Source organism: bacterium (genome assembly GCA_004322275.1).
Taxonomy (GTDB): domain Bacteria; phylum Desulfobacterota; class Deferrisomatia; order Deferrisomatales; family BM512; genus SCTA01.
Window position 1 is genome coordinate 13036 of record SCTA01000002.1, and the last position, 25913, is coordinate 38948.

General features: G+C 60.6%; 22 protein-coding genes and 1 tRNA gene. 18 read left to right on the top strand and 5 right to left on the bottom strand.

All coding sequences use genetic code 11. The features are described 5' to 3' along the window. Positions 1 to 3 precede the first annotated feature (3 nt). From clpX to EPN96_00485, 4 genes are all read right to left on the bottom strand, one after another. The gene (gene clpX, locus EPN96_00470) at positions 4 to 1263 is read right to left on the bottom strand and encodes an ATP-dependent Clp protease ATP-binding subunit ClpX (protein TAL18727.1); all 1260 of its coding nucleotides are present in this window, start codon (positions 1261 to 1263) and stop codon (positions 4 to 6) included. A 99-nt stretch (positions 1264 to 1362) separates the two neighbouring features. Further along, a complete protein-coding gene (gene clpP / locus EPN96_00475) occupies positions 1363 to 1962 on the bottom strand; it encodes an ATP-dependent Clp endopeptidase proteolytic subunit ClpP (GenBank protein TAL18728.1) in 600 nt (199 codons plus the stop codon). Next, complete coding sequence (tig, locus tag EPN96_00480) at positions 1955 to 3277, bottom strand: trigger factor (protein ID TAL18729.1); 1323 nt, start codon at positions 3275 to 3277, stop codon at positions 1955 to 1957. The genes clpP and tig overlap by 8 nt, the downstream gene beginning before the upstream one ends. 81 nt (positions 3278 to 3358) lie before the next feature. Then, positions 3359 to 3441, bottom strand: a tRNA-Leu gene (locus EPN96_00485). 241 nt (positions 3442 to 3682) lie between these two features. Here EPN96_00485 and EPN96_00490 point away from each other — a divergent pair. From EPN96_00490 to EPN96_00560, 15 genes are all read left to right on the top strand, one after another. Further along, positions 3683 to 4396, top strand: a complete 714-nt coding sequence (locus EPN96_00490; protein ID TAL18730.1) for a hypothetical protein — start codon at positions 3683 to 3685, stop codon at positions 4394 to 4396. Next, on the top strand, positions 4393 to 5646 hold the full coding sequence (locus EPN96_00495) for a diaminopimelate decarboxylase (protein ID TAL18731.1): 1254 nt from the start codon (positions 4393 to 4395) through the stop codon (positions 5644 to 5646). Before EPN96_00490 ends, EPN96_00495 begins: the two co-directional genes overlap by 4 nt. Beyond that, positions 5628 to 5906 carry a hypothetical protein gene (locus EPN96_00500; protein ID TAL18732.1) on the top strand — a complete coding sequence of 93 codons (279 nt, stop codon included), beginning with the start codon at positions 5628 to 5630 and terminating at the stop codon, positions 5904 to 5906. The genes EPN96_00495 and EPN96_00500 overlap by 19 nt, the downstream gene beginning before the upstream one ends. Next, a complete protein-coding gene (locus EPN96_00505; GenBank protein ID TAL18733.1) occupies positions 5903 to 7333 on the top strand; it encodes a hypothetical protein in 1431 nt (476 codons plus the stop codon). The genes EPN96_00500 and EPN96_00505 overlap by 4 nt, the downstream gene beginning before the upstream one ends. Further along, positions 7330 to 8607 carry a hypothetical protein gene (locus EPN96_00510; GenBank protein ID TAL18734.1) on the top strand — a complete coding sequence of 426 codons (1278 nt, stop codon included), beginning with the start codon at positions 7330 to 7332 and terminating at the stop codon, positions 8605 to 8607. Before EPN96_00505 ends, EPN96_00510 begins: the two co-directional genes overlap by 4 nt. Further along, positions 8595 to 10100, top strand: a complete 1506-nt coding sequence (locus tag EPN96_00515; protein ID TAL18735.1) for a hypothetical protein — start codon at positions 8595 to 8597, stop codon at positions 10098 to 10100. Before EPN96_00510 ends, EPN96_00515 begins: the two co-directional genes overlap by 13 nt. Then, positions 9946 to 10548 carry a hypothetical protein gene (locus EPN96_00520; GenBank protein ID TAL18736.1) on the top strand — a complete coding sequence of 201 codons (603 nt, stop codon included), beginning with the start codon at positions 9946 to 9948 and terminating at the stop codon, positions 10546 to 10548. The genes EPN96_00515 and EPN96_00520 overlap by 155 nt, the downstream gene beginning before the upstream one ends. A gap of 82 nt (positions 10549 to 10630) precedes the next feature. Further along, positions 10631 to 11173 carry a DUF4160 domain-containing protein gene (locus tag EPN96_00525; protein TAL18737.1) on the top strand — a complete coding sequence of 181 codons (543 nt, stop codon included), beginning with the start codon at positions 10631 to 10633 and terminating at the stop codon, positions 11171 to 11173. 245 nt (positions 11174 to 11418) lie between these two features. Next, positions 11419 to 11922: a hypothetical protein gene (locus tag EPN96_00530; GenBank protein TAL18738.1), complete on the top strand. Its 504-nt coding sequence runs from the start codon at positions 11419 to 11421 to the stop codon at positions 11920 to 11922. A gap of 17 nt (positions 11923 to 11939) precedes the next feature. Continuing rightward, positions 11940 to 12029 carry a K(+)-transporting ATPase subunit F gene (gene kdpF / locus EPN96_00535; protein TAL18739.1) on the top strand — a complete coding sequence of 30 codons (90 nt, stop codon included), beginning with the start codon at positions 11940 to 11942 and terminating at the stop codon, positions 12027 to 12029. Between the two features lie 7 nt (positions 12030 to 12036). Beyond that, positions 12037 to 13755, top strand: a complete 1719-nt coding sequence (gene kdpA, locus EPN96_00540; protein TAL18740.1) for a potassium-transporting ATPase subunit KdpA — start codon at positions 12037 to 12039, stop codon at positions 13753 to 13755. Positions 13756 to 13757: 2 nt separating this feature from the next. After that, the gene (gene kdpB / locus EPN96_00545; GenBank protein TAL18741.1) at positions 13758 to 15809 is read left to right on the top strand and encodes a K(+)-transporting ATPase subunit B; all 2052 of its coding nucleotides are present in this window, start codon (positions 13758 to 13760) and stop codon (positions 15807 to 15809) included. A 37-nt stretch (positions 15810 to 15846) separates the two neighbouring features. Next, positions 15847 to 16425 (top strand): potassium-transporting ATPase subunit KdpC, encoded by a 579-nt coding sequence (gene kdpC / locus EPN96_00550; GenBank protein ID TAL18748.1) that lies wholly within the window; start codon positions 15847 to 15849, stop codon positions 16423 to 16425. Continuing rightward, a complete protein-coding gene (locus tag EPN96_00555) occupies positions 16418 to 17560 on the top strand; it encodes a histidine kinase (GenBank protein ID TAL18742.1) in 1143 nt (380 codons plus the stop codon). Before kdpC ends, EPN96_00555 begins: the two co-directional genes overlap by 8 nt. Further along, complete coding sequence (locus EPN96_00560; GenBank protein TAL18743.1) at positions 17557 to 19383, top strand: HAMP domain-containing protein; 1827 nt, start codon at positions 17557 to 17559, stop codon at positions 19381 to 19383. Before EPN96_00555 ends, EPN96_00560 begins: the two co-directional genes overlap by 4 nt. 6 nt (positions 19384 to 19389) lie before the next feature. Here the strand turns inward: EPN96_00560 and EPN96_00565 are convergent, their stop codons facing one another. Beyond that, the gene (locus EPN96_00565) at positions 19390 to 20766 is read right to left on the bottom strand and encodes a sigma-54-dependent Fis family transcriptional regulator (GenBank protein ID TAL18744.1); all 1377 of its coding nucleotides are present in this window, start codon (positions 20764 to 20766) and stop codon (positions 19390 to 19392) included. 218 nt (positions 20767 to 20984) lie between these two features. Here EPN96_00565 and EPN96_00570 point away from each other — a divergent pair, with 218 nt between their 5' ends. The 3 genes from EPN96_00570 to EPN96_00580 form a co-directional block, all read left to right on the top strand. Further along, positions 20985 to 21176: a ferredoxin gene (locus tag EPN96_00570; GenBank protein TAL18745.1), complete on the top strand. Its 192-nt coding sequence runs from the start codon at positions 20985 to 20987 to the stop codon at positions 21174 to 21176. Between the two features lie 162 nt (positions 21177 to 21338). After that, the gene (locus tag EPN96_00575) at positions 21339 to 22622 is read left to right on the top strand and encodes an adenosylhomocysteinase (protein TAL18746.1); all 1284 of its coding nucleotides are present in this window, start codon (positions 21339 to 21341) and stop codon (positions 22620 to 22622) included. A gap of 187 nt (positions 22623 to 22809) precedes the next feature. Then, the coding region (locus EPN96_00580) for a CxxxxCH/CxxCH domain-containing protein (protein ID TAL18747.1) at positions 22810 to 25913 on the top strand (3104 nt) is incomplete at its 3' end.

Consider the following 25913-nt stretch of genomic DNA (forward strand, 5'->3'; position numbering starts at 1 on the left):
CTCTCAGGCTTCCTGCTGAGCGTTCTTTTTCTCTTCATAGAGGATTATCGGCGACTGGCCGTTCAGGATCACATCTTCGTTTATGATGATCTCCCGGGCGTTGTTCTGGGACGGTATGTCGTACATGAGGTCAAGCATGACCGTTTCCATGATGGCTCGAAGCCCTCTGGCCCCGGTCTTTCTCGTGACTGCCTCCCTGGCGACCGCTTTGCGCGCTCCCTCGGTGAACTCCAGCTTGACCCCTTCCATCTCGAAGAGCCTTCTGTACTGCTTAAGGAGGGCGTTCTTCGGCTCCGAGAGTATGCGGGTGAGCGCTTCCTCGTCGAGCTCCTGGAGGGTCGCGTGGATCGGCATCCTGCCGACGAACTCCGGGATCATCCCGTACCTGACGAGGTCTTCGGACTGCACCAGAGAAAGTATACCTGACTCGCGCTTCTTGCGGCGGCTTTCGACCTTCGCTCCGAAGCCGATGGATTTCTTGCCGATGCGCCTCTCGATCACCTCTTCGAGGCCGATGAAGGCTCCGCCGCAGATAAAGAGGATATTCTTTGTATCCACCTTTATGTATTCCTGCTGGGGGTGCTTTCTGCCGCCCTTGGGGGGCACGGAGGCCACCGTGCCCTCGACGATCTTCAAAAGGGCCTGCTGGACGCCCTCGCCGGAGACGTCGCGGGTTATGGAGGGCCCCTCGCTCTTCTTGGCTATCTTGTCAACCTCGTCGATGTAGACGATGCCCTTGGAGGCGCGGTCCACGTCGTGGTCGGCGTTCTGGAGGAGGGAGAGGATGATGTTCTCGACATCCTCGCCGACGTAGCCCGCCTCGGTGAGGCTGGTGGCGTCGGCCATCGCGAAGGGGACGTTCAGGAATTTCGCGAGGCTCTGCGCCAGCAGGGTCTTGCCGGAGCCGGTCGGGCCGATGAGGATGATGTTGGCCTTTTCGAGCTCGGCCTCGTCCTTCATGGCGGGCGCGTAAATTCTCTTGTAGTGGTTGTAAACCGCCACGGAGAGGACCTTCTTGGCCGACTCCTGCCCGATTACGTACTGGTCGAGGAAGGTTTTAATCTCGGCGGGGGTAGGGACGTTCTCCCGGTCGCGCTCCCCGAGGTCTCCCGCCTTCTCTTCTGCGATAATGTCGGTGCAAAGGTTTATGCACTCGTCGCAGATGTAGGCCGAGGGGCCGGCGATGAGTTTCGTCACCTGCCTCTGGCTCTTTCCGCAAAAAGAGCAGTGGAGTTCGCCGGGTTTGTCTTTTCGTGTGCTCAAGACGCCTCGTTTCTTGTTTGTAGCAATCCTGGGTCTGCTGCAATTCCGAATATTCCCATGCCTGAAAAAATAACCACGACTTTGAAGCAAGTCAGGTTTTTATTTTTCCATGCGGAAGTTTTTCGTAAGCACTGCGTCGATTATACCATAATTCACGGCTTCTTCGCCATTCATGAAGAAATCGCGGTCGGTATCCTTCGCGATGGTCTCCACGTCGCGTCCGGTGTGAAGGGCCATGAGGTGGTTAAGCTCCCTTTTCATGCGCAGAATCTCGTTCGCGTGAATCTCGATATCCGACGCCTGCCCCTGGAACCCTCCGAGGGGCTGGTGGATCATGATTCTCGCGTGGGGAAGAGACCACCTCTTGCCCTTTGCTCCCGCGGTGAGGAGCATCGCCCCCATCGAGGCCGCCTGGCCGATGCAGATGGTGGCTACGTCGGGCTTTATGTACTGCATCGTGTCGTAGATCGCCAGCCCGCCGGTGACCACCCCGCCGGGAGAGTTGATATAGAGAAATATATCAGCTTCGGGGTCTTCGGATTCCAGAAAAAGAAGCTGGGCGACTATCGAATTGGCGACGATGTCGTCTATGGGAAGCCCGAGGAAGATAATGCGGTCGCGAAGCAGCCGCGACCAGATGTCGTGGACTCTCTCGCCCCTGCCGGTTTCCTCGACGACGAACGGCGTAAGGTTACTCATCTTCCTGGCCTCTCCACGCGGCGAAAGTCTCCGCGTCAACCTCTTCGACCGTGGCCTTGGCGATTATCGCGCCGAGGGTTTTTTCCTCAAGGAGGGTGTCGAAAAGCGACATCATGTGCTGGGGTTTTTCAAAGAAGGCCTGTATCGACTCCACGGGCCTCCCGTCGGCCTTCGCTATCTCCTCGATTCTCGCGTCGATGTCCGCCTTCTCCACGGAGATTCCTTCGGCTTCGGCGATGGCGTCCCGGAGGTAGACCCACCTGACGGTACGAACCGCCTGCTTTCTCGCCTCCTCGGCGAAGGCGGGGGAATCGATCCCTATCGCCACGGGGTCGAGGCCGCGCTTGGTCAGATCCTCGCGGGTGCGGCTTATCGAATGCTCCTTTTGCCTCTCGACAACCGAGGGGGGGACTTCAAACTCGTTCGCGGCGAGGACAAGGTCAATGAGCTTTCTCTTGAACTCGCGCTCTATGCGGCTTGCGTCTTCGACGCCGAGGGATTCGGCCAGCTTCTGCCGCATTTCCTCGACCGATTCGAGGCCGAGCTGTTTGGCGAAGTCGTCGTTCACCTCGGGGAGGGTTCTGCGCTTGACCTCCAGCACCTTCACGTCGAAGCGGGCGGCTTTGCCCGCAAGGGCGGCCGCGTGGTAGCTCTCGGGAAAGGCAACGTCGACGGCTATTTCGTCGCCCGCCGCCGCGCCGGCAATCCCGTCTTCAAAGCCGGGGATCATCCTCCCCGAGCCGAGGATCAGGGGGAAGTTCTCGGCGGCGCCGCCCTCGAAGGGCTCGCCGTCGATCTTGCCGGAGAAGTTGATCTGGACCATATCCCCGGAGGCGGCCTTGTGCCCCTCTTCGGCGGGCTCCAGAGAAGCGCACTGGCTGCGGAAACTCTCGATGCGCGCGTCGATCGCCTTTTCGTCCACCTTCGGGATTTCTTTTTTCAGCGCAAGCCCCTCGTACCCCTGCGGCTTGACCTCGGGGCGGACCTCAATGGTCGCGGTGTAGACCAGAGCTCCGTCCTCGTCGAATTTCTCTATGCTGACGGAGGGCTCGTTCACCGGCTCCGCTTTCGTCTCTTCGATGGCTTGGGTGTAGGTCTTGTGGATAATCTCGTTGACGGCGTCGGCGCGCACTCTCTCGCCGAAGGCGCGCTTTACCGCCGAGGCGGGCGCCTTGCCCTTGCGAAAGCCGGGAAGAACCACCTGGCTCCTGAGCTTGTTGAAGGCGTTCGTCTCTTCCTTGCGGAATTCCTCTGCGCTGACTTCGACGGTCAATTTTTTCGTTACGGAGCTAAGTTGCTCCAGCTGGGCGTTCATGAAGTTCTCCTTATGGTTATTAAAAGCCGTGCAAGCGAATCAATGCGCCGTGGCGCGTAATTTCCGTTAAGGCGGCTATCGTGGTGCGAGAGGGGGGACTCGAACCCCCATGGTTGCCCGCTGGATCCTAAGTCCAGTGCGTCTGCCAATTCCGCCACTCTCGCGGACGAAAATCCTGATTTCGAAGGGGATTAGCCAAGAGGCGCAATATAAATTCGCCCGCTTTGCCTGTCAAGGTCGAGGTTGGGCGGCTGCGGCGGGGGTGCGAGTTTTATGCGACGGGTGAAAAATCACTCCAACGAGTGATGCGCGGGAAAGAGGGTTCGTTTAGCCTTAAGCGAGCGCGCGACAAAGAAAACACGGGCTCGCAACGGTTTTTTGAGCAGCCTTCCGGAGGCGGAGCGGATGGAACAGAGGGGAGGGGGGGACTTTGCAACCGGGTCCGGCGCAAACGCGCCCGGGCCGGAAAAGCTTTTTGCCCTCCGGATGCGGATATCGCCGCTCGCCCCCCTCGCAAGGGATTTTTACCTGGGTCTGATTGGTTTCACGGGGGGAAAGGGGGTGGCTGTCGGCGCACCCGCCGTGGATCTTTTCACCGGCGCAAAGGGAGTCCCGGGGCTCTCCTATGGCCTGCCCGGAACGGCGGCCGCCTGCTCCCTCGATTACGCGCTCTCGCCCCTAAGGGGGTTTTCGCTTCTGCCCTCGGCGGAAGAGGTTGTCCGCTCCTTTCGGGAGATAGCGCGGGTTCTCAAGCCGGGGGGACTTCTCGCCTTCGACCTGGACAACTGCTGCCCGGAAAAGACGGGGGAGGGGACGATGCGCGTAATAGGCGCCGCCCGCCTTCCCAACGGGGCGCAGGGGGTCATCAGCGAGTCGCGCTCCGCGCTTCCCGGAGGGAGGAAGACCTTTTGCAGGCTTGGCTTGGAGGAGCTCGACGGGTCGGGAAAGGTGAAGTTCAAGAGCTACCACACCCTGACCCTGCTCACGCTTTCGCACAACAAAGTTCTTGATCTGGCGAGAAGCGCCGGGTTCGAGGCGGAGGGAGTCTTCGGAGGCTTCAAGATGGAACTCTTCGACAGCTCTTCTCCGACGCAGCTTTGGCTTTTCAGGAAGTTATGACCGGGGGTGGGCGGATGAACGGAGAAAATCGCATCCCGGCCGATCCCGGGATCGGCGACGAAACTCTTTTACGGGCGGCGGCGCATTTCGGAACGCCCCTCTTCGTCTACGACGAAGGGGTGCTGAGGCGAAAGTGGGAGCGCTTGCGAAACCTTCTTCCTCCCTGCGTCGATATCCTCTACTCGGTCAAGGCCAACCCCGCCGTCGATGTGATAGCCGCCTTCGCGGCCCTGGGCTGCGGCTTTGACGTGGCCTCGCAGGGGGAGGCGGCAGCCGTCTCTCTGGCGGGCGGAAACCACGCCAAATCCGTCTGGGTCGGCCCCGGCAAGTCGGAGGGGGACCTTCGCTTCGCCGCCGGCGCCGGTATCGGGGTCCTGGCGGTCGAGTCGGAAGGGGAGTTCGGAAGGGTCTGCAAAATCGCCGAAGAGCGCCCTTTCCCGCCTCTCGTCGCGCTTCGCCTGAATCCGGGCGGGGGCGGAGGTTCCCTTTCGATGTCGGGCGCGACGCAGTTCGGCGCGGATTTCGACACCGCCGTAAAACTTCTTTCAAAAGAGTCCGGGAGAAAGGTCGAGATATCGGGGGTTCACGGCTATCTCGGCACCGGACTTCTGGACGCGCGAAAGCTCGCGGCGAATATGGGGCTGGTTTTAAGGGAGGCCGAACGCCTCCAGAGGGCTACCGGCAGGCTCCTCTCCTTCGTGGACGCGGGAGGGGGGTTCGGCGTTCCCCTCTATCCCGGCGATGCCCCCCTGGACGAGGAAATTCTTACGGAGGAACTTTACGACCTCTTCGGGCGCTACCTCGACCGCCACCCCTGGACGGAGGGGCTTTTTGTGGAGTCGGGGCGCTTCCTCACGGCGGAGGCGGGGGTGATGGTGGCGAGGGTTCTGGACGTAAAGCGGGTCCACGGTAGGAATTTCGCCATAGTGGACGGGGGAATAAACGCCATCGGGGGAAGGGACGGCTACCTCGGGTCAAAGCACCCGCCCCTTCGCATTCTCGGGAAAGAGGGAGAGGGAGATACCCCGTACACCGTGTGCGGCCCGCTCTGCACCCCGATGGACCGCCTTGCCGTGAACGTCCGCCTCCGCGAGCCAAAGGAGGGAGACCTGGTGGCGTTTTATATGGCTGGAGCCTACGGCCCTTCGGCGAGTCCCGGCCGCTTTCTTTGCAGGGGGTTCCCAGAGGAGGTCATTTTTCGCGGCGGGGGACTGACGAGGTGCCGGACGGTATGGGGAGGCGGCGCATGAAGAAGGGCGGCGTGGGTGAGGAAATAGGAAGAATCATCGCGGAGGTCTCCTGGGGGGGCGTCCAGCCTTCGGAGCTGCGCCCCGGCGACAGGCTGAGGGAGGACATAGGACTCGATTCGGTCGCGTTGGTCGACCTTATCGTCGCTCTTGAGGGGCGCTACGGCATCTGCGTGGATCCGCTCGACCTACGGGTCGCCGAGGCTTTTTCGACTTACGGCAGTCTCCTCGAATTTGCCCTTGAGGAGATGGAAAAGAAGTGATGGGGGGAGTCTTCGGAGAGCCGCCGGGGAGAATGGCTCCGAAGGAGGGGGGAGGAGGGGAGATAATCGTCCCCAACGTCTTCGAGTTCAACCGCGCCTTCATGGACGCGGGGTTCTCCTGCTCCCACCGCCTTGCGTGGCACGCGGGCGCGTTGCCGGTGGCGGAGTGCTCACTCTTCTGGGGCGGCTCCGAAAAACTGGTTTTTCTGCCGCTTCGCCCGGACCCCTTGTGGGTGGAGGATGTGCAAGAAGCGATGGGGTACCGCCGTCTGGAGGTCTTCCATCCGCCCTCACGCCTTGCAGGGCTTTGCAGTGCGGCGCAGACGGAGCGGTTGAGGGAAGTTCTCGACGCGGGATGGAAACCGGCGAAGCTGCTCCCGTGGGGGGCTGGCGGGGAGCTTTATTCTCTGGCGGATTTTCTGGGTGAAGAGAATTTCCCCCTCGGCGGCGAGGTGACGCCGCGCGAGCGCTTTTTCGAGGCGTTGAATCTGGATTCAAAGGCGGGTTTCAGGCTCGCGGCATCCTTCCCCGGCTCCGGGATACGCATGCCGGAGGGGTTTGTCATGCCCACCCTGGGCGACGCGCTGGGCCTTCTCCCGCGTTTCGTCGAAAGGGGCGGCGGGGTGCTCAAGGCCAACCACGGCGCGGGCGGGACCAGCGTCGTCCTCTTCCCGGCGGGTCGCGGGTTCTCACCTGAGGCGGCGAAAAGGGCGATGGAGGCGAGGTGCAGGTGGGACCCCTTCTGGCTCCAGAGTCCCGTCATCATAGAGGAGCTTATAGGTTCCGGCGAAGCCGTTCCCGCCGTGACGGCGGATTTTTTCAGCGGGGAAGGGGGAAGCTCCCGCCTTGTTGGTGCCGGGCGGATGAGGATCGCGGCGGGAACGCGCTACTGCGGCCTTTTGGGCGGGCGCGGAGCTCTAAGCGGAGAAGTCCTTGCCGAAATTGAGAAGGCCGGTGAGCAAATCAGCCGGATTCTTGCCGGGAGAGGCGTGAGGGGGTGGTTCAACGCGGATTTCGTCTCCGGCGACGGGGGGACTCTTTACGTGACCGAGGTAAACGTCCGGCGAAGCTGCGCCACCCACGGTTTTGACGCCGCCAGATTCCTCTACGGCGAGGGGTGGGCGGGCGAGATAGCCCTTCTCGTGAACGAGCGCCTGACCTTTACCGGCGGAAAGCCGGACTACCCCTCCCTGCGAAGAGGGTTTTCAGCCTACAACAAAAAAGGACGCGATCGCGGCGTCTGGGCGATACCGGCTTCCGTAAACGGAGGGCTCCGGCAAAAAACTCCCCGCATCTCCTTTCTTCTTTTCGCCCCCGGAGCCGGAGACCTTCCCGGGGAAGAGAAAATCCTGGCCGCGCACCTCGAAAGAGAGACCGGGAAACGCTGCGCCTCGCCGCCCCTGCCGCACAGGACACTCGGCCCATGAAAAGCTGCGCTTTTTCCAACATCGAGGAATTCTACCGCCCGCAGATGTCCGGGTTTGACGAGCGCACAAGCGCGAAGTGGTCTTTCGAGTGCTCCGCGCTCTCGCCGCTCGCCCTCTTCTGGGGTTTTGCGGATGGCACCGTCTTCCTTCCGGAAGAAGCGGATGAAGCGTTTCTATCGTATATAAAAGAGAGACTCGGCCTCGGCGCTCTTCGCGTAATCGTCCCCCGTCCGGGAAGCCACGGGCTTTCAAGGTCAATCCTGAACGACTCCGCAGCCTTCGAGGCTTTGCTGCGGCTTGCCGGGGAAGGGGCGGCGCTCCTGCCGTGGGGGGAGTCGGAGGGTTACCGCGAGCTTCTGGGGGAACTGGCGAAGGAGACCTGGCGGGACGGATTAAATAATCACGGCGAATTGTGGAAGGTGCGGTATCTGGGCTCGAAGTCGGGGTTTCGCCACTTCTTCAGCCAAAGGGGGGCGAGACTTCCCGAGGGGAGAATCGCCGGGAACGTCCGCCTTGCGGCGGGGCTGGCCGGGGAGTTTCTAGACCGGGGCGAAGGGGTGGTTCTGAAGGCCGATTGGGGCGTGGGCGGCAAGTGCCAGCTAATCGTCCCTTCCTCCGGCAAGAAAAGATCCCTCGCGCCTCTTTCGCGGTGTATACCGGAACTAAAGGCGGGGGCGGTAATAGTTGAGAGATTCATCGAAAGCGCAGGCCATCCCGCTTCCGTCTCCTGTCAGGGAGAAGCCGACGGACGCGGCGGATTTTCAATTCACTACCTTTCGGCGCACCTCGAAAAATCCCTCTCCGGCGAAGGGGCTCTCATCGGCAAAGGCGCTTTTGAATCCCCGGCGCTCGAAGGGCAGGCGAGGAAGCTCGGCTTCTTCGCCGGGAAGTGCGTCTCCGCCTTCGGCTACGCGGGCGTCTGCGGCTTTGACATGGCGGTGGACGGCGAAGGGGTCCCCTGGCTCCTTGAAATGAACCCGAGGCGGACGACTACGACCCACGGCGCGGCGCTGGGGGAGCTGCTTCTCGGCGATGGCTGGGAGAAAACGCACTGCGTGGCGGTGGCGATGGACGCGGTTTGCGGCGATACTTTCGCGGAGGTAAAAAAAGCCTTGGCGGAACTCCTCTTTCCTGCCGGGGGAAACCGGGAGGGAGTCGTGATAACCGCTCCGCCTAAAGGCGGGAAAGGGTCTTTCGCCGCGCTGGCGAGAGACGCGGGTAATGCGCGGAAGTATCTGGCGGCGGTAAGGGAGAGGTTTCGATGGGGGGGATAGAGGAGTTTCTGCTTGAGGGGGCTGCGAATCGCCCGGAGGCGATTGCGCTTATCGACCCCTGCGGGAAACTTCGCTACGGCGAACTGGAAAAACTCTCGCGCAGGGTCGCGGGGAGGCTGAAAGTTTCCGGAGCCTCGGAGGGCGACAGAATCCTCATCGCGGCGAAAAACAGTGTTGGTTACTGCGTGCTCTTCCTCGGGACGCTACTCGCCGGGTGCATCCCCTGCCCTGTCCACCCCGGCTGGCCCGGGGAGCGTTTTCGCAGGATAGTTGATTCGTCCGGGCCTTCGGCGGTCTTCGCCGACGAAGCCGGGCGGGAGGCCCTCCAAAACTCGTTCCATCCCCTTATTCCCTTACATGAGTTCGTCTTCGGGAAAAGCGCCTCGAAAATCCAGTGGCGAAGGGGCGAAATAGGTTCTGACTCGCCTCTGACCGCAATAATGCACACCTCGGCCTCCTCCGGCGAGCCCAAGGGGGTGATGCTGGGGGAAAGCGCCGTCCGCTGGGTCACGGAGGCGATAGCCGGAGTGCTGAAATACGATAACAAAGACGTAATCCTCTGCGGCCTCCCTTTCGCCTTCGACTACGCGCTCTACCAGCTCTTTCTGGCGCTGAAGAGCGGCGCGGCGATGATAATCAACCCCGATTTCGGGAGTCCCCCGGAGATTCCCGGATTGCTGGGCCGTCACGGGGTGACCGTCTTTCCCCTCGTCCCCTCGCTCGCCTCGCTCCTCCTCCGCTCGCGGCTTCTGGAGCGGGCGGACCTCCCCCCCCTCCGGCTCGTCACCTCCACCGGCGAGGTCTTTCCCGCAGCCCATGTGCTACGCCTTCGCGAGACGCTGAAAGGGGCGGAAATACTGCCGATGTACGGCCTCACCGAGTGCAAGCGGGTCTCCATAACGCCGCCGGGCACTCCGGCGGGGCGGGAGCGCTCGGTCGGCCTCCCCCTGCCCGGCACGGAGATACGGCTCGTAAACGAAAGGGGGATGGAGGCGGGGTGCGGCGAAACCGGGGCGCTACACGTCGCCGGGCCGCACCTCATGGACGGCTACTGGCGCGACCGCGAAGAGACGCAGGAAAAGTGGTACACTGGCGTCGGCGGCAAGCGGTGGCTCGACACCGGCGACCTCCTCTCCCGCGACGAAGAGGGGTTTTTGTACTTCGAGGGGAGGCGCGACGGACTCCTCAAAATCCGTGGAGAGCGGATACACCCCGCCGAGGTCGAGGTTGTCCTCGCCGGCATCCCCGGCGTCGCCGAGGCCGCCGTAATTTTGACGAATCAAAAAGAAACGCGCGCGAAGCTCTTCGCGCTCATCCACCCCGAAGCGGGAGCGCAACTTGACGAAACAGCCATCCTCCGCGAATGCCAAAAAAGGCTTCCGCCGGCCTGGCGGCCTGACGGAGTCGTACTCTCCTTCGCCCCCCTGCCGCGAAACTCCAGCGGCAAGCTCGACAGGAACTCCGCCGGTGCGCTCGCTCTTGCCTTGTCCTAAGACTTTGCGGGCGCTTCTCGCCCTCTTTCTTTTCCTTCTTATCGCGGCAAGCGCCCGCGCCGAGTGGCGAAAGTGCCTCTACGTAATCGACGGCGACACCATCATAGTCTCCGGTCAGGAAAAGGTCCGCCTCATCGGCGTGGACGCTCCCGAGATACCCCACGAAGACAAGCCCGGCGAACCCGGCGGCGAAAAAGCCCGGAAGTTTCTGAAAAAGCTGGTCGAAGGCAAGAAGGTCAACCTCGAATACGACTGGGAGCGGCTCGACAAGCACGGCCGCACCCTCGCCTACGTCTACACCGAAGAGGGCAAACTCGCCAACGAAGAGCTCATCTTGTCCGGCAACGCCGAAGCCATGAGGCACTTCACCTATTCAAAAAAGGAGAGGTTTCTGGAGGCGGAGAAGAAGGCAAGGCAACATAGGGAACGAAAGCCGGCAAAACCATAAATCTTCCCGCCGGTTAGCAATTTAACGGATCGTAGCAAACGCCTGGACGCCATGATAAACTATTTCAACAGGGGGATTGATAATGCCGACCATCAGCACGTTTTATGGAATTTTGATCCAGATGTTCTGGCAGGATCATGCGCCGCCGCATTTTCACGCGCTATATGCAGAGAGCGAAGCACTCATAGATATACACACGCTGGAAATTCTTGAGGGACAATTGCCCCGCCGTGCGCTGGCGCTGGTGCTGGAATGGGCAATGGAGCACCGAGCCGAGCTTCTGGAGGATTGGGAACTGTGTTCACGCATGCAGCAGCCGAAAAAAGATTCATCCCCTGACCTGACGCCTGCGGTCAGCCCCTCCATGCCATGGCGGGTTGCCGAGGTAAAGGTTTTGGGCGATTACCGGCTTTTCGTCCGCTTTGTCGATGGGCTTACCGGCACCGTCGATATGAGCGCGTTCATAAAGTCGGAAGAGGCGGGAGTATTTTCCGTCCTCGCCGACCCTCTTCTCTTCGATCAGGTCTACACCCTCCACGGCGCGGTAACGTGGCCAGGAGAACTCGACATCGCCCCCGACGCCATGTACAGGCAGATTCGCGAAAAAGGCGAGTGGAGGCTGTAAGGCGGGCTCGGCCCGCCTGGCGGTAATGAAGCGCAACCTTTCAGCACCTTCCAACCCTCCTTTGTTTCCGGGCCGGACAAGTATTGCATTTTGCAAGGCGCAATCCCGGCCTGAATTTCATTTTGCAATATCCATTTCCCTGACATGCAAAAAACACCCCGATTTCAGCGGGTTTTACTTGGGCACGATTGTTGCGGATGCGTATGTCGATTCGCGATTTCGCTTTGCCCGAAAGGAGGCCTGCTATGACGGATGGCGTTTTTGCCTATGAAAGATCGGACTTAACGGGCATGGGTACCGCTCAGCCGATTGCCGTGGTCGCCGTGGGGGAGAAGGGTGAGCTGGGAAACTACCTGATGTGCGCGATTCTGGAGAGGGTCCCTCATTTGTGCAGTAGTATTATATTCTGGAGCGTCAACGCAAGAAGCCGGTTTCTGGGGATTGAAATAAACGGCGGAGCAAAGAAAGAGGCCCTGATGGAAAAACTCGAGACGCATGTGAAGGAGGCCCGCAAGAGGAATCTTGGCGCGGCTTTTTACTATGCCGAGGGGAGGGATGAGCCCCGGACCGCCGAATCTCTCTGCGCGGCGATAGCCGGGGACTTTCCGGCGGCTACTTTTTATTTCCTGCCTGAGGAAGGGCCGGGCCGGGAAGAACGCGAGTCGCAAAAGCTGCGCCAAAGACTCGACGCGCGAGGACTCACAACGGCTGTACTGCCTCTCACTCTCGCCGATTTCGCAAGCGCCTGACAAGGAGAGAATCTATCATGAACTTCGACTACGTAATCGGGGCCGGAGCGGCGGCGTTTTTGTTCGCCTATCTGGCCTACGCGCTCTTCAATCCCGAAAAATTCTGAGGTTTTGATGGATATTTACGGTCTTTTGCAGATTGTTCTTTTGCTCCTTTCGGTGCTTTTGACGACAAAACCACTAGGGACGTACCTTTACAGGGTTTTTGAGACTCCCGCACCTCCTCTTGGCGGATTTTTCGGCCCGCTGGAGCGGATTATCTACCGTATAGCGGGAGCTGATCCCGGGAAGGAGCAGAACTGGAGGGAATACGCCGTTTCCCTGCTTCTTTTCAGCGCCGTATCCATCGCAGTCTCCTTCGCCATCTTTATGGCGCAAGGCTTGCTGCCTCTGAACGATAAGGGGATGGGCGGCATGGGCGCGGACCTTGCCTTTAACGCCGCCGTCAGCTTTGTCACCAATACAAACTGGCAGTCCTATGCCGGTGAGGCCGCCGTGACCAATCTCACCCAGATGCTGATTCTAACATGGCAGAACTTCGTTTCCGCTGCCGCAGGAATCGGCGCCGCCCTCGCGCTTTGCCGCGGGCTCACCCGCAGACAGGCCGACGGCGCTTCGGACGCGCTCGGCAATTTCTGGGTTGATTTAGTCAGGGGCTGCCTTTACGTATTCCTGCCCTTTTGTATAATTTACACCCTCGTTCTGGTCTCGCAGGGCGTTGTCCAGACTCTCGCCTCGCAAGTCGCCGTTACCGGCGTTGAAGGAAGCGTCCAAAACATAGCCCTCGGCCCCGTAGCCTCCCAGGAGGCGATAAAGATGTTCGGGACAAACGGCGGCGGCTTCTTCAACGCCAACAGCGCCCATCCTTTCGAGAACCCGACGCCGCTGACCAACTTCCTCCAGATGTTTTCGATTTTCGTAATCCCCGCCGCCCTCACATATACCTTCGGCCTCATGGCAGGGGACAAAAAGCAGGGGTGGGTGCTCTTCGCCTCGATGATGGTTCTCTTCGTCGCAGGAACGACAGCCCTTTACCGCGCCGAAGCGGGGCCCAATCCCGCTCTTTCGGGGATAGAAACCTCCGGCGCGGGCAACATGGAGGGCAAGGAGGTCCGCTTCGGCATCGCCTCCTCCTCGCTTTTCGCCGCAATAACGACCTCGGCCTCATGCGGGGCGGTGAATTCGATGCACGACTCCTTCACCCCTCTGGGCGGACTGGTACCCCTGACCAACATCCTTCTCGGAGAGGTTATTTTCGGCGGGGTCGGAGCCGGTCTTTACGGCATGCTGATCTTCGTTCTTCTGGCGGTTTTCATAGCCGGGCTGATGGTCGGAAGAACCCCCGAATACCTCGGAAAGAAGATAGAGGCGCGAGAGATAAAACTGACCGTGCTCTACATTCTTATTTTTCCGATGTTCGTGCTGGGTTTCGCCGCCGTCTCCTCGGTGACGGCGATGGGGATTTCGTCTCTTTCCAATCACGGGCCGCACGGCATATCCCAGATCCTTTACGCATACGCCAGCGCAACCGGCAACAACGGCTCGGCCTTCGCGGGGCTTAACGCCAATACGACGTGGTGGAACCTCTCGATGGCTGCGGCGATGCTGGCCGGAAGATTCGGGATGATACTGCCGGTGCTTGCTCTGGCGGGTTCGATGGCGCCGAAACGCATAGTTCCGACCACGTCGGGCACTTTCCCCACGGGAGGAGCGACCTTCGTCTTTCTGCTCCTCGGGGTAATCGTGATAGTCGGGGCGCTGACTTTCTTCCCGGCTCTCACTCTGGGTCCGGTTCTGGAACATTTCCTCGCAGGCGAAGGAAGGCTTTTTTAACCATGCACAAGCCGGTGGCAAAAGAACTCTCCATCTTCGATCCCCAGATACTGCGGCCCGCGACAGCCGAAAGCCTGAGAAAGCTCTCCCCCGCCTACGTCGTAAAAAACCCTGTGATGTTCGTCGTCGAAGTGGGCAGCGCCCTCGTAACCCTCCTTTGCCTGCGCGACGTTTTCTTTCCGAACCCCGGAAGCCCGCCGGTGTGGTTCACCGCCCAGGTGGCGATCTGGCTCTGGGGAACCCTCCTTTTCGCAAACTTCTCGGAGGCGGTGGCCGAAGGAAGAGGCAAGGCCCAAGCCTCGGCCCTGAGGAGCATGAGAAAAGACACTGTGGCGAGAAGGCGGCAGGGCGACAAACTGGTGGAGGTTTCTTCCACCGAACTTCGGCGCGGGGACGTCGTCGTGGTTGAGGCGGGAGAGGTCATTCCTCTGGACGGCGAGATAATCGAAGGCGTCGCCTCCGTGGACGAATCGGCCATAACCGGCGAATCAGCGCCCGTGATCCGCGAGAGCGGCGGCGACCGCTCGGCGGTGACCGGCTGCACGAGGGTGCTCTCCGACCGGATTGTCGTGCGCATAACTTCGGCGCCCGGCGAATCCTTCCTTGACCGGATGATCTCGATGGTCGAGGGGGCGAAGCGCCAGAAGACGCCGAACGAAATTGCCCTGCAGATCCTCCTCGTCGGCCTTACGCTCACTTTTCTTATCGCCTGCACGACACTCGTCCCTCTCGCCCTCTACCACGGCGTGGAACTTTCCGTGACCGAGGTGGTGGCGCTGCTGGTGTGCCTTATCCCGACGACCATCGGCGGGCTTCTTTCAGCGATAGGAATCGCGGGCATGGACCGCCTTATCCGGCGAAACGTACTTGCCATGAGCGGCCGGGCAGTGGAGGCGGCCGGTGACGTGGACACCCTTCTTCTGGACAAGACCGGCACCATAACCTACGGTAACCGCATGGCGAGCGAGCTCATTCCGCTTGAGGGAATTTCCGTCAGCCATCTGGCGGAGATAGCAAGGCTCTCAAGTCTCGCCGACGAAACTCCGGAGGGGCGCTCAATCGTGGACTTCGTTGAAAAGAACCATCATGAAGTCTCCCACGGGCTAAACCCGGAGGAACTGGAGTTCGTCCCCTTCACCGCCCAGACCAGAATGAGCGGATGCAACATGGGAGGGAGGGCTCTGAGAAAGGGGGCCGTAGACTCCATCTCCGACTACGTGAGGTCGCAGGGCGGTTTCGTGGCGGAAGAGCTGGAGCTCATATCGGAGCGCATAGGCGACGAAGGCGGAACGCCGCTGGCCGTGGCCGAGGACAACCGCCTGCTCGGGGTCATATACCTCAAGGACGTGGTTAAAAGCAGGATACGCGAGCGGTTTGAGCGCCTTCGGATGATGGGAATACGAACGGTTATGATAACCGGCGACAACGAGCGCACCGCCGCTTCGATCGCCAGGGAGGCCGGGGTGGACGACTTTCTGGCCCGGGCAACGCCGGAGGACAAGCTGCGGCTCATACGCGAAGAGCAGGCGAAAGGAAAACTGGTCGCCATGATCGGCGACGGCACCAACGATGCGCCCGCGCTGGCCCAGTCCGACGTCGGGGTCGCCATGAATTCCGGGACTCAGGCGGCAAAAGAAGCGGGCAACATGATAGACCTCGACTCCAACCCCACAAAGCTTCTGGAGATAGTCGAGATAGGCAAGCAGCTCCTGATGACGCGGGGGGCGCTGACGACCTTCTCCATCTCCAACGACATCTCCAAGTATTTCGCCATCCTGCCCGCGCTCTTCATGGGGATCTTCCCCGCCATAGCCCCATTGAACGTAATGGGGCTGGCGTCGCCCAGAAGCGCCATCCTTTCCGCGATCATCTTCAACGCTCTCGTCATCGTGTTTTTGATCCCGCTGGCGCTCCGGGGCGTAGCCTACAGGCCCCTCGGCGCGGGCGCTCTTTTTCGCAGCAGGATGCTCGTTTACGGGGTGGGCGGGCTTGTATCTCCCTTTATCGGCATTAAACTGATCGACCTCGGCCTTGCCTGGCTTGGAATGAAGTGAGGAATTCGCGGTGAAAACTCTTGTCGTCTCCATCCGCATGGCTCTCGCCACCCTGGTGCTGACCGGCCTGCTCTATCCGCTTTTCGTCACCGGTCTGGCGCAGGCGCTCCTCCCCTTTCAGGCCAACGGAAGCCTGATAGCCGATTCCGAAAGCAGGAATATCGGCTCGGAGCTGATAGGGCAGGATTTTAAATCCCCCGCGTACCTCAACCCCCGTCCCTCCCCGGCCGGAAACGGCTACGACGGCTCGGCCTCTTCCGGCTCGAACCTCGGCCCCTCCTCGGCTGCGCTGAGGGACAGAGCGCTCGGAGCTTTTAAAGCCCTTGAGGAAAACAACCCCGAGGCCGGAGGAAAGGTGCCTCTGGACCTCATAACCGCCTCCGCCAGCGGCCTTGACCCGCACATATCCCCAAATGCCGCCCTTTGGCAGGTTCCCCGCATCGCAAAAGCGCGAGGCGTCTCGCCCGAGAGGGTTAAAGCGCTGATTGAAGACCGGGTGGAAGGCAGAACCCTCGGTTTCATGGGCGAACCCCGCGTAAACGTGTTAACGGCCAACATCGCGCTTGACCGGCAATTCGGCCGCCCGAAACCGGCGAGAGGGAAGCCGGGTGACTGATCAACGGCCTACTCCGCGCGATTTCCTTGAGATAGTTCAGCGCGCCAGGCAAGGAAGGCTCAAGGTCTATCTCGGTTTCGCGGCGGGGGTCGGCAAAACCTACCGTATGCTTCAGGAAGCCCACGCCCTCAAAAAGCGCGGGGTCGATATCGTGATTGCCTCGGTGGATACCCACGGCAGGCCGGAGACGGCGGAATTGCTGCCCGGTCTGGACAAGGTTCCCCTCAGGAAAATCGAATACAGGGGGGTGACGGTAGAGGAAATGGACCTCGACGCCGTTCTGGCCCGAGCGCCGACCATAGCCATCGTGGACGAGGTCGCTCACACCAACGCGCCGGGATCAAGAAACACCAAAAGATACAAAGACATTCTGGAACTTCTCGGCGCGGGCATAAATGTCGTCTGCGCCTTCAACATCCAGCACCTCGAAAGCCTCAACGACGTAATAGAAAGGGCTACCCGTGTAAGGGTGCGCGAAACGGTGCCCGACACCTTCCTCGAAAGGGCGGACCAGATCGTAAACGTCGATCTTCCCGTCGAGGAACTCGTCGAACGCCTCAAAATCGGCAAAATTTACGCTCATGACAAGATCCCCGTGGCCCTGGAGGGTTTTTTCAAGGACGCCAACCTTCTTGCCCTGAGGGAGCTCACCTTCAGGGAGATTGTCGACAGTCTGGAGCGCATCGGCGCGCCCAAAGCCGGAGAAACGGGCAAGCCCACCGGCCCGAACCGGGTAATGGTCTGCATATCCTCCATGCCCGAGCGCTCCGCCGCGCTTTTGAGGCACGGGTCGAGGATGGCGGGAAGGCTGAACACGAAGTGGTACGTCGTTTACGTCCAGACGCCCGCCGAAGCGCCGAATCGCATCTCTTCGGAAGCGCAGCGGCATCTGCTGGACAATTTCCAGCGGGCGCAGGAGCTGGGAGCGGAAGTAGTGCGCCTTTACGGCAAAGACCCGGTCGAGGCGGTTCTGGATTTCGCCCGCTCCCACGGGGTGGGCTACATGCTCATCGGAAGAAGCCGGCGCAACTGGTTTTACCGGCTCCTGGGCCGGGATCCCATGCACAGAATGGTTGACATGGCGGAGGGGCTGGATCTCAACATCGTCTCTCTTGAACATGGAGAAAACCCGTGACCCTGAGAGGCAAACTTTTAGCGGCGCAAATGCCGCTCGGCATAGCCCTGGCCATCATAAGCCTGGTCTCGACCTTTTCCCTTGTGCGCCTTGGCGAGAAATCCGAGCGGATTCTGAGCGAGAATTACCGTAGCGTGCTGGCGGCGCAGAGGATGGACGAATCTCTCGAACGCCTCGACGACGTTGCCGTTAAAATCGTCTTCGGCGCGCCCTTGTCCGAAGTCGATGAGCCATCCTCAAAGCTGATAAAGGATTTTGAGGATGAGCTTACAGCCGCCGAAAGCAACATAACGGAGCCGGGAGAGAGAGAAACGCTTGCGAGGCTCTGGACGGACTGGCTCGAAGCGGCCGGCCGCTTCGAGGTCCTGGGCAAGACCCCTCCATCGGCGCAAAGCCGCGTCTACTACGACTCGGAGGTTTCGCCCGCCGTCGCTCGCGTCAAGGCGGGAATAACGAATCTGCTGGACCTGAATCAGGATGCGATGGTTAGAAAGAGCGACCGCGCCGCCGAGCTTTCAAAAAATCTGCAAAAATTCGTTCTGGCCTGCTGGATATTGTCGGTGGCCAGCGCGCTGACGCTGGTCTGGCACATGACCCGAAGGTTTTTACGCCCCTTCCAGATACTTCAGCAGGCCGTGAGAAACGTCGGAGAAGGAGATCTGGAGGTAAGGACCAGCCTTAAGGGGCAGGACGAGGTCGCCGTGCTCGCGCGCGACTTCGACGCGATGGCGGAGCGGCTCAGCCAGTATCGCAAGAGCTCTCTCGGGGAACTGCTTCGCGCTCAGCAGGCCGCTCAGGCCGCCATAGACAGTCTTCCCGAACCCGTCCTGATTTTCGGCACGGACGGGGAGCTTATGAGCTGCAACCTGGCGGCGGACAGTCTCGGAGGAAAGGAATTCGACCTAAAAAAAGCCGACAAGCAGTTTCTCGCAGCCATAGACATGCTGAAAAAGCACGTCACGGGAGGCAAAGGCGTCTACTCGCCGAAGGGACTGGACGAAACCATAAGGGTTGCTTCGCACTCCGGCGACAGGTACTTCCTCCCCTCCGCCAGCCCGCTCAGGGACGAAGAGGGCGCGACCATCGGCTTTACCGTGGTCCTTCAGGACGTGACCCGCTTCAAAAGATTCGACGAGCTAAAAGACGACATGGTTTCGACTGTCGCGCACGAGTTTCGCACGCCGCTGACCTCGCTTAGAATGGCCATACACATCTGCCTTGAGCAGATTGCCGGGCCCCTCACTGAAAAGCAGGCCGACATGCTGACGGCGGCGCGGGAGGAGTGCGAGAGACTTCAGACGCTTGTGGACGACCTCCTCGATCTGTCGCGGCTGCAAAAGGGAATAACCCCCACAAGCCCCGAGCCTGTCCCCGCCGCCTCCCTTATGACCCGGGCGATAGCGAGACACCGCGAAGACGCGAAGGCTGGAGAAATAGGGCTGCGGGCCGAGGCGGGAGACGACGTTACGGTGCTTGCCGACCCCGACCGCATAGCAACCGTCCTCGACAACCTTATCGCCAATGCGTTGCGTTACTCGCCAAGGGGCGGTTCCGTATCGGTCAGGGCTTTCGCCTGGGAGGGCAAGGTGAAGTTCGAGGTAGAAGACAACGGACCGGGCATACCGCCGGAACATCAAAACCGCATATTCGACAAACTCTATCAGGTTCCGGGAATCGAGGGCGGGGCTTCGGGGCTCGGGCTTTCGATAGTGAGGGAGATTGTACTGGCGCACGGCGGGGAGGTGGGCGTACGAAGCGAACCCGGATTCGGCAGCGTTTTCTGGTTTACCTTAAACTCCGCCAATCCGGCCGCGAGCGCCTGAAAAAGCTTACGATTCCAGCTTCTTTCTTTTGCGCCAGAGGGTCGAGGCATCGATGCCGAGAGTCTTCGCCGCGTCTTCCAGGGTTTCCGCTTTCGCCAGAACCAGACGCAGGTGTTCCTCCTCAATCTCTTCGAGGCGAAAATCGCCGCCGACGAAGGGAGCCGATGCGCCTCCACCGGCTATCCTGTCGCCAAAAGCTTCGGGGCCGAGTACGGGCGAGGGCCAAAGAATTATCGCTCTCTCAACCGCGTTTCTAAGTTCGCGCACGTTTCCGGGCCACGGGTACGATTCAAGCACGGACTGCGACTCCGGCGAAAGCCCGGGCGGTTTCCTTCCGCCGACCTGGGCGAAAAAGGCCGCAAATCTTTCCGCCAGCAAAATTATGTCCTCCCTCCTCTCTCTGAGGGGAGGAACCGTTATCTCTATTACGTTCAGGCGATAGAGCAGATCCTCGCGAAAACGTCCGGATTTAACCGCTTCTTCAAGGTCGCGGTTGGTGGCGGCGACGATCCTTACGTCGGCGGTTCTCGTCCGGTTTTCGCCCAGGCGTTCAAACTCCCTGTCCTGTAAAAATCTCAGCAGCTTTGCCTGCAGATTTACCGAAATCTCACTTATCTCATCCAGAAAAAGGGTCCCGCCCTGCGCCGCCTCCACCTTGCCGGGCTGGTCGCGAAGGGCGCCGGTGAAAGCCCCTTTGGAGTGACCGAAAAGCTCGCTGGCAAGAAGATTTTCGCTGAGCGTCGGACAATTGACCACTACAAAGGGATTTTCTCGTCTTAAACTCATGCGGTGAAGAGCCCTTGCGAAAACACCCTTGCCGGTGCCGTTCTCTCCCCTGAGAAAAACCGAGGCGTCCGAATCGGCGGCCCGCCTGAGCACCTCGATGGCGCTTAGCATCTTTTGGGAATGGGTCTCCATGTCTTCTACGGGCACCGCCTCGCCGAGACGGAGCCGAAGATCGCCGACCTCCGTCTCAAGTTTCTTTACCGCCATCACGCGCTCGACCACGTAGCGTATCTGGGAAGGCTCGAACGGCTTTGGCAGATAGTCTTTTGCGCCGAGCTTTATGGCCTTTACCGCAGTGGATATGGTCGCATGGGCGGTGATTACGACAACTTCCAGGTTGGGATTTTCGGTCAGGATATCCGGCAGCAGGTCGAGGCCGTCCTCGTTGCCGAGGCGAAGGTCGAGAAACGCCAGATCGAAAGAGCGGCGGCGCATGGCCAGAAGGGCGGCCTCGCGGTTTGCGGCCTCGGCGACGGAGCAGCCCATCGCTTCAAGGCAGGCCGTGAGGGTGACGCGGATATTCTTGTCGTCGTCAATGACGAGCACCCGCAAAACCCTGGGCTTGTTCCCGGAAGCGGCGAAGTCTTTGTAGTTCATCCGGCTATTTTGTTCCCCCGCGCCCCGCCAGTCAACCCCGCCTTCCATATGCGAAACCGTAGAAGACCGAGGTGAAAAAATCCCGATTTTAGCGCCCGTCCGCCGGTTTTTCCGGTATTATTCTGGTTGTCCGCCAAGACGTTCGTTACGCGCCATATAGTAATAATGTATAGTCTCCTCCCCTGGAGGCTTAACGGTAAGCGAAGAGGAGTAACGGGATGAAGGTCAGAATCGATTACGATCTGTGCATGGGCGACGGCAACTGCGCCAGGGTATGTCCCGAGGTTTTCTCTTACGACAGCGGCAAGCTGCAGGGCGTTGTGAAGACCGCCGAGGTTCCGAAGGAATACGAGAGCAAGGTTCTTCGCGCCGCTTCCGAGTGCGTTCCCGGAGCCATAAAGGTGGAGTGACCGGGGTGCGATTTTTAAAAATTGTCGGTGTGCCTTCAAAATACTCTATTTTGGACCGTCAAAGAGTGATAAAGTCAGAGGCTGGCAAAATCTTTGTGCAGTTTTTATCTTTTCACCGGTGATGACAACGAAGTGAAGAACACAGCCGCTACAGAAGGTTCTATGGATTACAAGGTCGCAGACATCTCGCTCGCCGAGTGGGGACGCCGGGAAATTCTCATCGCCGAGACGGAGATGCCCGGCCTCATGGAGCTTCGCCGCGAGTTCGGGCGCACAAAGCCTCTGGCTGGCGCGCACATCGCGGGCTGCATCCACATGACCATTCAGACCGCCGTCCTCGTCGAGACGCTGCAGATTCTCGGCGCCGAGGTGAGGTGGTCTTCGTGCAACATCTTCTCCACCCAGGATCAAGCCGCCGCGGCCATCGCCGCCGCAGGCACTCCCGTCTTCGCCTGGAAGGGCGAAACCGAGGAGGAGTATTACTGGTGCGTCGAGAGGACGATACTGGGTCCCGGCGGCTGGACGCCGAACATGGTCCTCGACGACGGGGGCGATCTCACGGCGGTGCTTCACGACAGGTACCCGCAGCTTATGCCCGCCATACGCGGCATAACCGAGGAGACCACCACGGGGGTTCACCGCCTGTACCAGATGGAGCAGCGCGGCGAGCTTAAATGCCCTGCGATAAACGTCAACGATTCGGTGACCAAGTCCAAGTTCGACAACCTCTACGGCTGCCGCGAGTCGCTGCTCGACGGGATCAAGAGGGCAACCGGAGTCATGATCGCGGGCAAGACCGCCGTGGTCTGCGGCTACGGCGACGTAGGCAAGGGGTGTTCCCAGTCGCTCCGCAACATGGGGGCGAGGGTGATAGTCACCGAGATAGACCCCATCTGCGCCCTGCAGGCGGCGATGGAAGGTTATCAGGTTTCCACCGTGGACGACGTCTGCGGCGAGGCGGACATCTTCATCACCGCCACCGGCAATCACGGGGTGATAACCCGCGCCCACATGGACAGGATGAAGAACAACGCCATAGTCGGCAACATCGGCCATTTCGACGTAGAGATAGACGTAGCCGGTCTCGCCGGGCTTGAATGGGAAGAGATAAAGCCCCAGGTGGATCACGTCATCTGGCCTGACGGAAAGAGGATAATCCTGCTCTCGAAGGGCAGGCTCCTCAACCTCGGCAACGCCAACGGCCACCCGAGCTTCGTAATGTCCAGCTCCTTCACCAATCAGGTGCTGGCGCAGATAGAGCTTTTCACAAAGCATGGGAGCTACGGCAACAGCGTCTACGTTCTGCCGAAGCACCTCGACGAGCGCGTGGCGCGGCTGCACCTCGGAGCGGTCGGAGCGAAGCTCACCGTGCTTACCGGCGAGCAGGCGAAATACCTCGGGGTAGACGCAGGCGGGCCGTACAAAGCGGAGCATTACCGCTACTGAAATTTTTTTGATTTGTTTTGAAACCAATTGGTTTCGGCGAAGTATTTCAAAGTGAATGTCGCGAGAAGTCGCGACGGGCATTTTCGCGTTACGGGTATTAGACTGTAAGTTGTTGATTTTTAAATAAAATTTTGTCGTTTGGGCTGTTTGAGTTTTGCCGGCGTGTAGCTGGCGGTGGAGGTTCGACATGAGTTTAGTCGGGCGAGCAATCAGATTGATGGTGCTTGCGGCGGTTCTCCTCGGAGTTACCAACGCGGCGTACGCAACCCACTACCCCGCCGGGGCCTCGTGCATGGATTGTCATGCTCTCGGGTACGGCCAGGTGATCAGCGGAACGAAGCTCATCCGCTCGGATGCCTTCCTGACTTCGATAGGTTTCACAACGGGGCAGCTCCCTTGTCTCTTCTGTCACAGGACAGACAGGGGAACCGCCACCGAGATGAAGGGGATGGAGGTTCAGTTCGGCGCAGCGGTCGCTTCAAAGCACCGCATCCTCGATCTGAAGTCCGGCTTCGAGGCGGTTTCCACCCTCGACGGTCTGGACTGCGTGGATTGCCATACCGGGCTTTTCAACGGCTATGTCGCAACCGACGGCGCCGGAAACGCCAACATCCACGGTATCGACGCCAAGACCCTGACGGTCGATATTCTGGGCACACTGGTTGACAACGGAACGAACCCGACCATCTCCAACTATACCAATACCTGCCGGGCCGCCACCTGCCACGGCGGCGCTTCTTTTGTCGATTATGACACTCAGAGAGCCCGCAAGCAGCACAACATGACGGCCGTCTCTCTGGGAAGCGCCCAGACCGCGGCGACCAGTTGCAACAACTGCCACGATACGCACAGCAGCGACGGCCAGCCCTCGCTCCTCATCCTCCAGGACAACGGCACCGCCGTTTTGCGCAGGGCCGGAGGAGGTTCGGGGCTAAACCCCGTCACCGCCAACGAGTGCACCGGCTGCCACACCGCTGACGACGGCACAAACGCCTGGACGAGCTACGGCCACGGCATGGCCACCAGCGAAATAACCACCGGCTCGATGGGCTACGCCTGCACGGCCTGCCACAGTGCTACGGTTCCCCACGATTTCGCGATGGACTCCCCGACGAATCCGATGCGTTTCAGCCTGACGGAAAACACCACTCAGGCTTCGGCGATGCGCCTCAAGAGTTCCGACTACACCGATCTCGCGGCCAACGTCGGCAGACAGAGCGCTTACTCCATCTGCGGCAACTGCCATCAGGCCCACGACAACAACGCCCCGCACGGCAATACCGGCACTAATGCATACGCCGGCTGCAACGACTGCCACGAGCCCCACGGCGTAGGCGTTTCTCTCAGCGGCACCGCCAACGACTTCATGATCCGCCGCCAGATGCCCAAGATCGACGCCAGCGGAAACCCTGTCTCATCTCCCTGGGAAGAAGTCACCTACATAGGCGTGCTCGATGCAGGCAAACTAAAACTTAAGACCAGCCCCTCCTATTATATCCCCGCGGATCTTTCTTATCCCGGCGAGGGCGTCTGCGACTCGCAGGAGTGCCACGAGGGCGTGACCGTAGCGGGCGACCTGATCTACCCCCTCTCGACTTTCACGGCGGGCAGCAGGCATAGCGGCGGCAATTTTACGGCGAATGAGGGATGCATAAGGTGCCACCAGCACACCGATTCCACCGGCACCATGCAGACGCAGGACAGCTGCGTATCCTGCCACGGCCAGCCTCCTGCCAGCGCGGCGACCGCGTCCGCCGGCTACGTGACCTACGATGAACTGAAGACGCCCCACGCGAAGCACGGGGTGGTCTACGGCGGCACGGGGTCCTGTTCCCAGTGCCATCCGCCGCTCGACGGGACGACCCACGACGCCGCCGTCAAGACCTACCAGACCGTCAGCTTCGCGGGCGGCCTCGGCAACACCGCCGCCGATTCCTATAATACCGGCACCTTTCTTTGCACCAGCGTCTACTGCCATTCCGACGGTGCGGGCGTCTACACCAACCCGACCTGGAACGCAGCCAACTGGGATACCACGAACCTCTCCTGCGCCGGTTGCCACAAGGGCATCGACGCGGGCGCGACGCAGATATCGAGCAACGCGCACGACGCGCACCTTGCCTCCGGCATACTCTGCAACACCTGCCATTACACCACGGTAACGGCCGTCGGCACAGACACGACCACCACCGCGGACGGCGCGGCGCACGCGAACGGCGCGATAAACGTCTCGGCCAGTGGCGCTCTTTTCCACGGTACGGCGGTGGGCTTCACCTGGAATGACGCAGGCAACACCTGCACCGCCCTTACCTGCCACAGCGCTACGCTCCTGTGGACGAACGCAGCGGTGCTTTGCTCGGATTGCCATTCCGACCCCACGGTTGACGTCAACAACTTCGTCGGCAACGACGGCATACTCAGTAAAGTATCCACCGCAGAGTTCAGCGGCGCCAGCGGCAGGGGCCACGGCACCACCGCCATAGTCACCCCCACGGCCCCGAAGGTTTGCGCCGATTGCCACGACAAGACCGTCGGCCACGATTTCTCCGCCGCGCTTAACGGAACCAACCCCTACAGGCTCAAAGACCTCGACGCCGGCACGGGCGGGCTGCAGTTCACCTGCTCCGACAACATAGCCGGTTGCCACGTCTCCGCCACCGCCACCAACGAAGCGGCTCTCAGCCTCACCTACGGCAACATAGTCAGCCACACCGATGCTGCGATGGGGGCCGATTCGGACGTCGTCACCTGGGGCTTCACTCCCAAGTGCGTTGACTGCCACGACCCGCACGGCGACTCCACCAACGTCAAGATGATCCAGAATGATCTCTGGGACAACGGCTCCGCGGGCACTGCTATCGCGACAGCGGTACCGACGAGCTATGCCACCATCGGCAACACCAACGTGGTCTTCACCACTTACACCACCGGTCAGACCGCCGCCGGGTCCGCCTACGCGCAGACCGGCAGCGTTTTCAGTTCCATATGCCAGGAGTGCCACGAAACGGTGGAAGCGGGTTTCACCGCCTACAAAGACGGCGTAAACGCCGACGCTTCCCCCCATCCGACCGCTCCCGGCGACTGCAGCGGCTGCCACAAGCACGACAGCGGCTTCAAGCCCTCCGGCTGCAACGGTTGCCACGGCGGACATAACGCCACCGTCACCAACGTGAACTACTGGCCCGACGGCATCACGGTAACAATCCGTCCGAACCGCCCCGGCAAACACGACATCCATGTGCAGCGCCTGGCCCTCAAGCTCGGCTTCGCCTTCACGCAGGCCGGGATGAC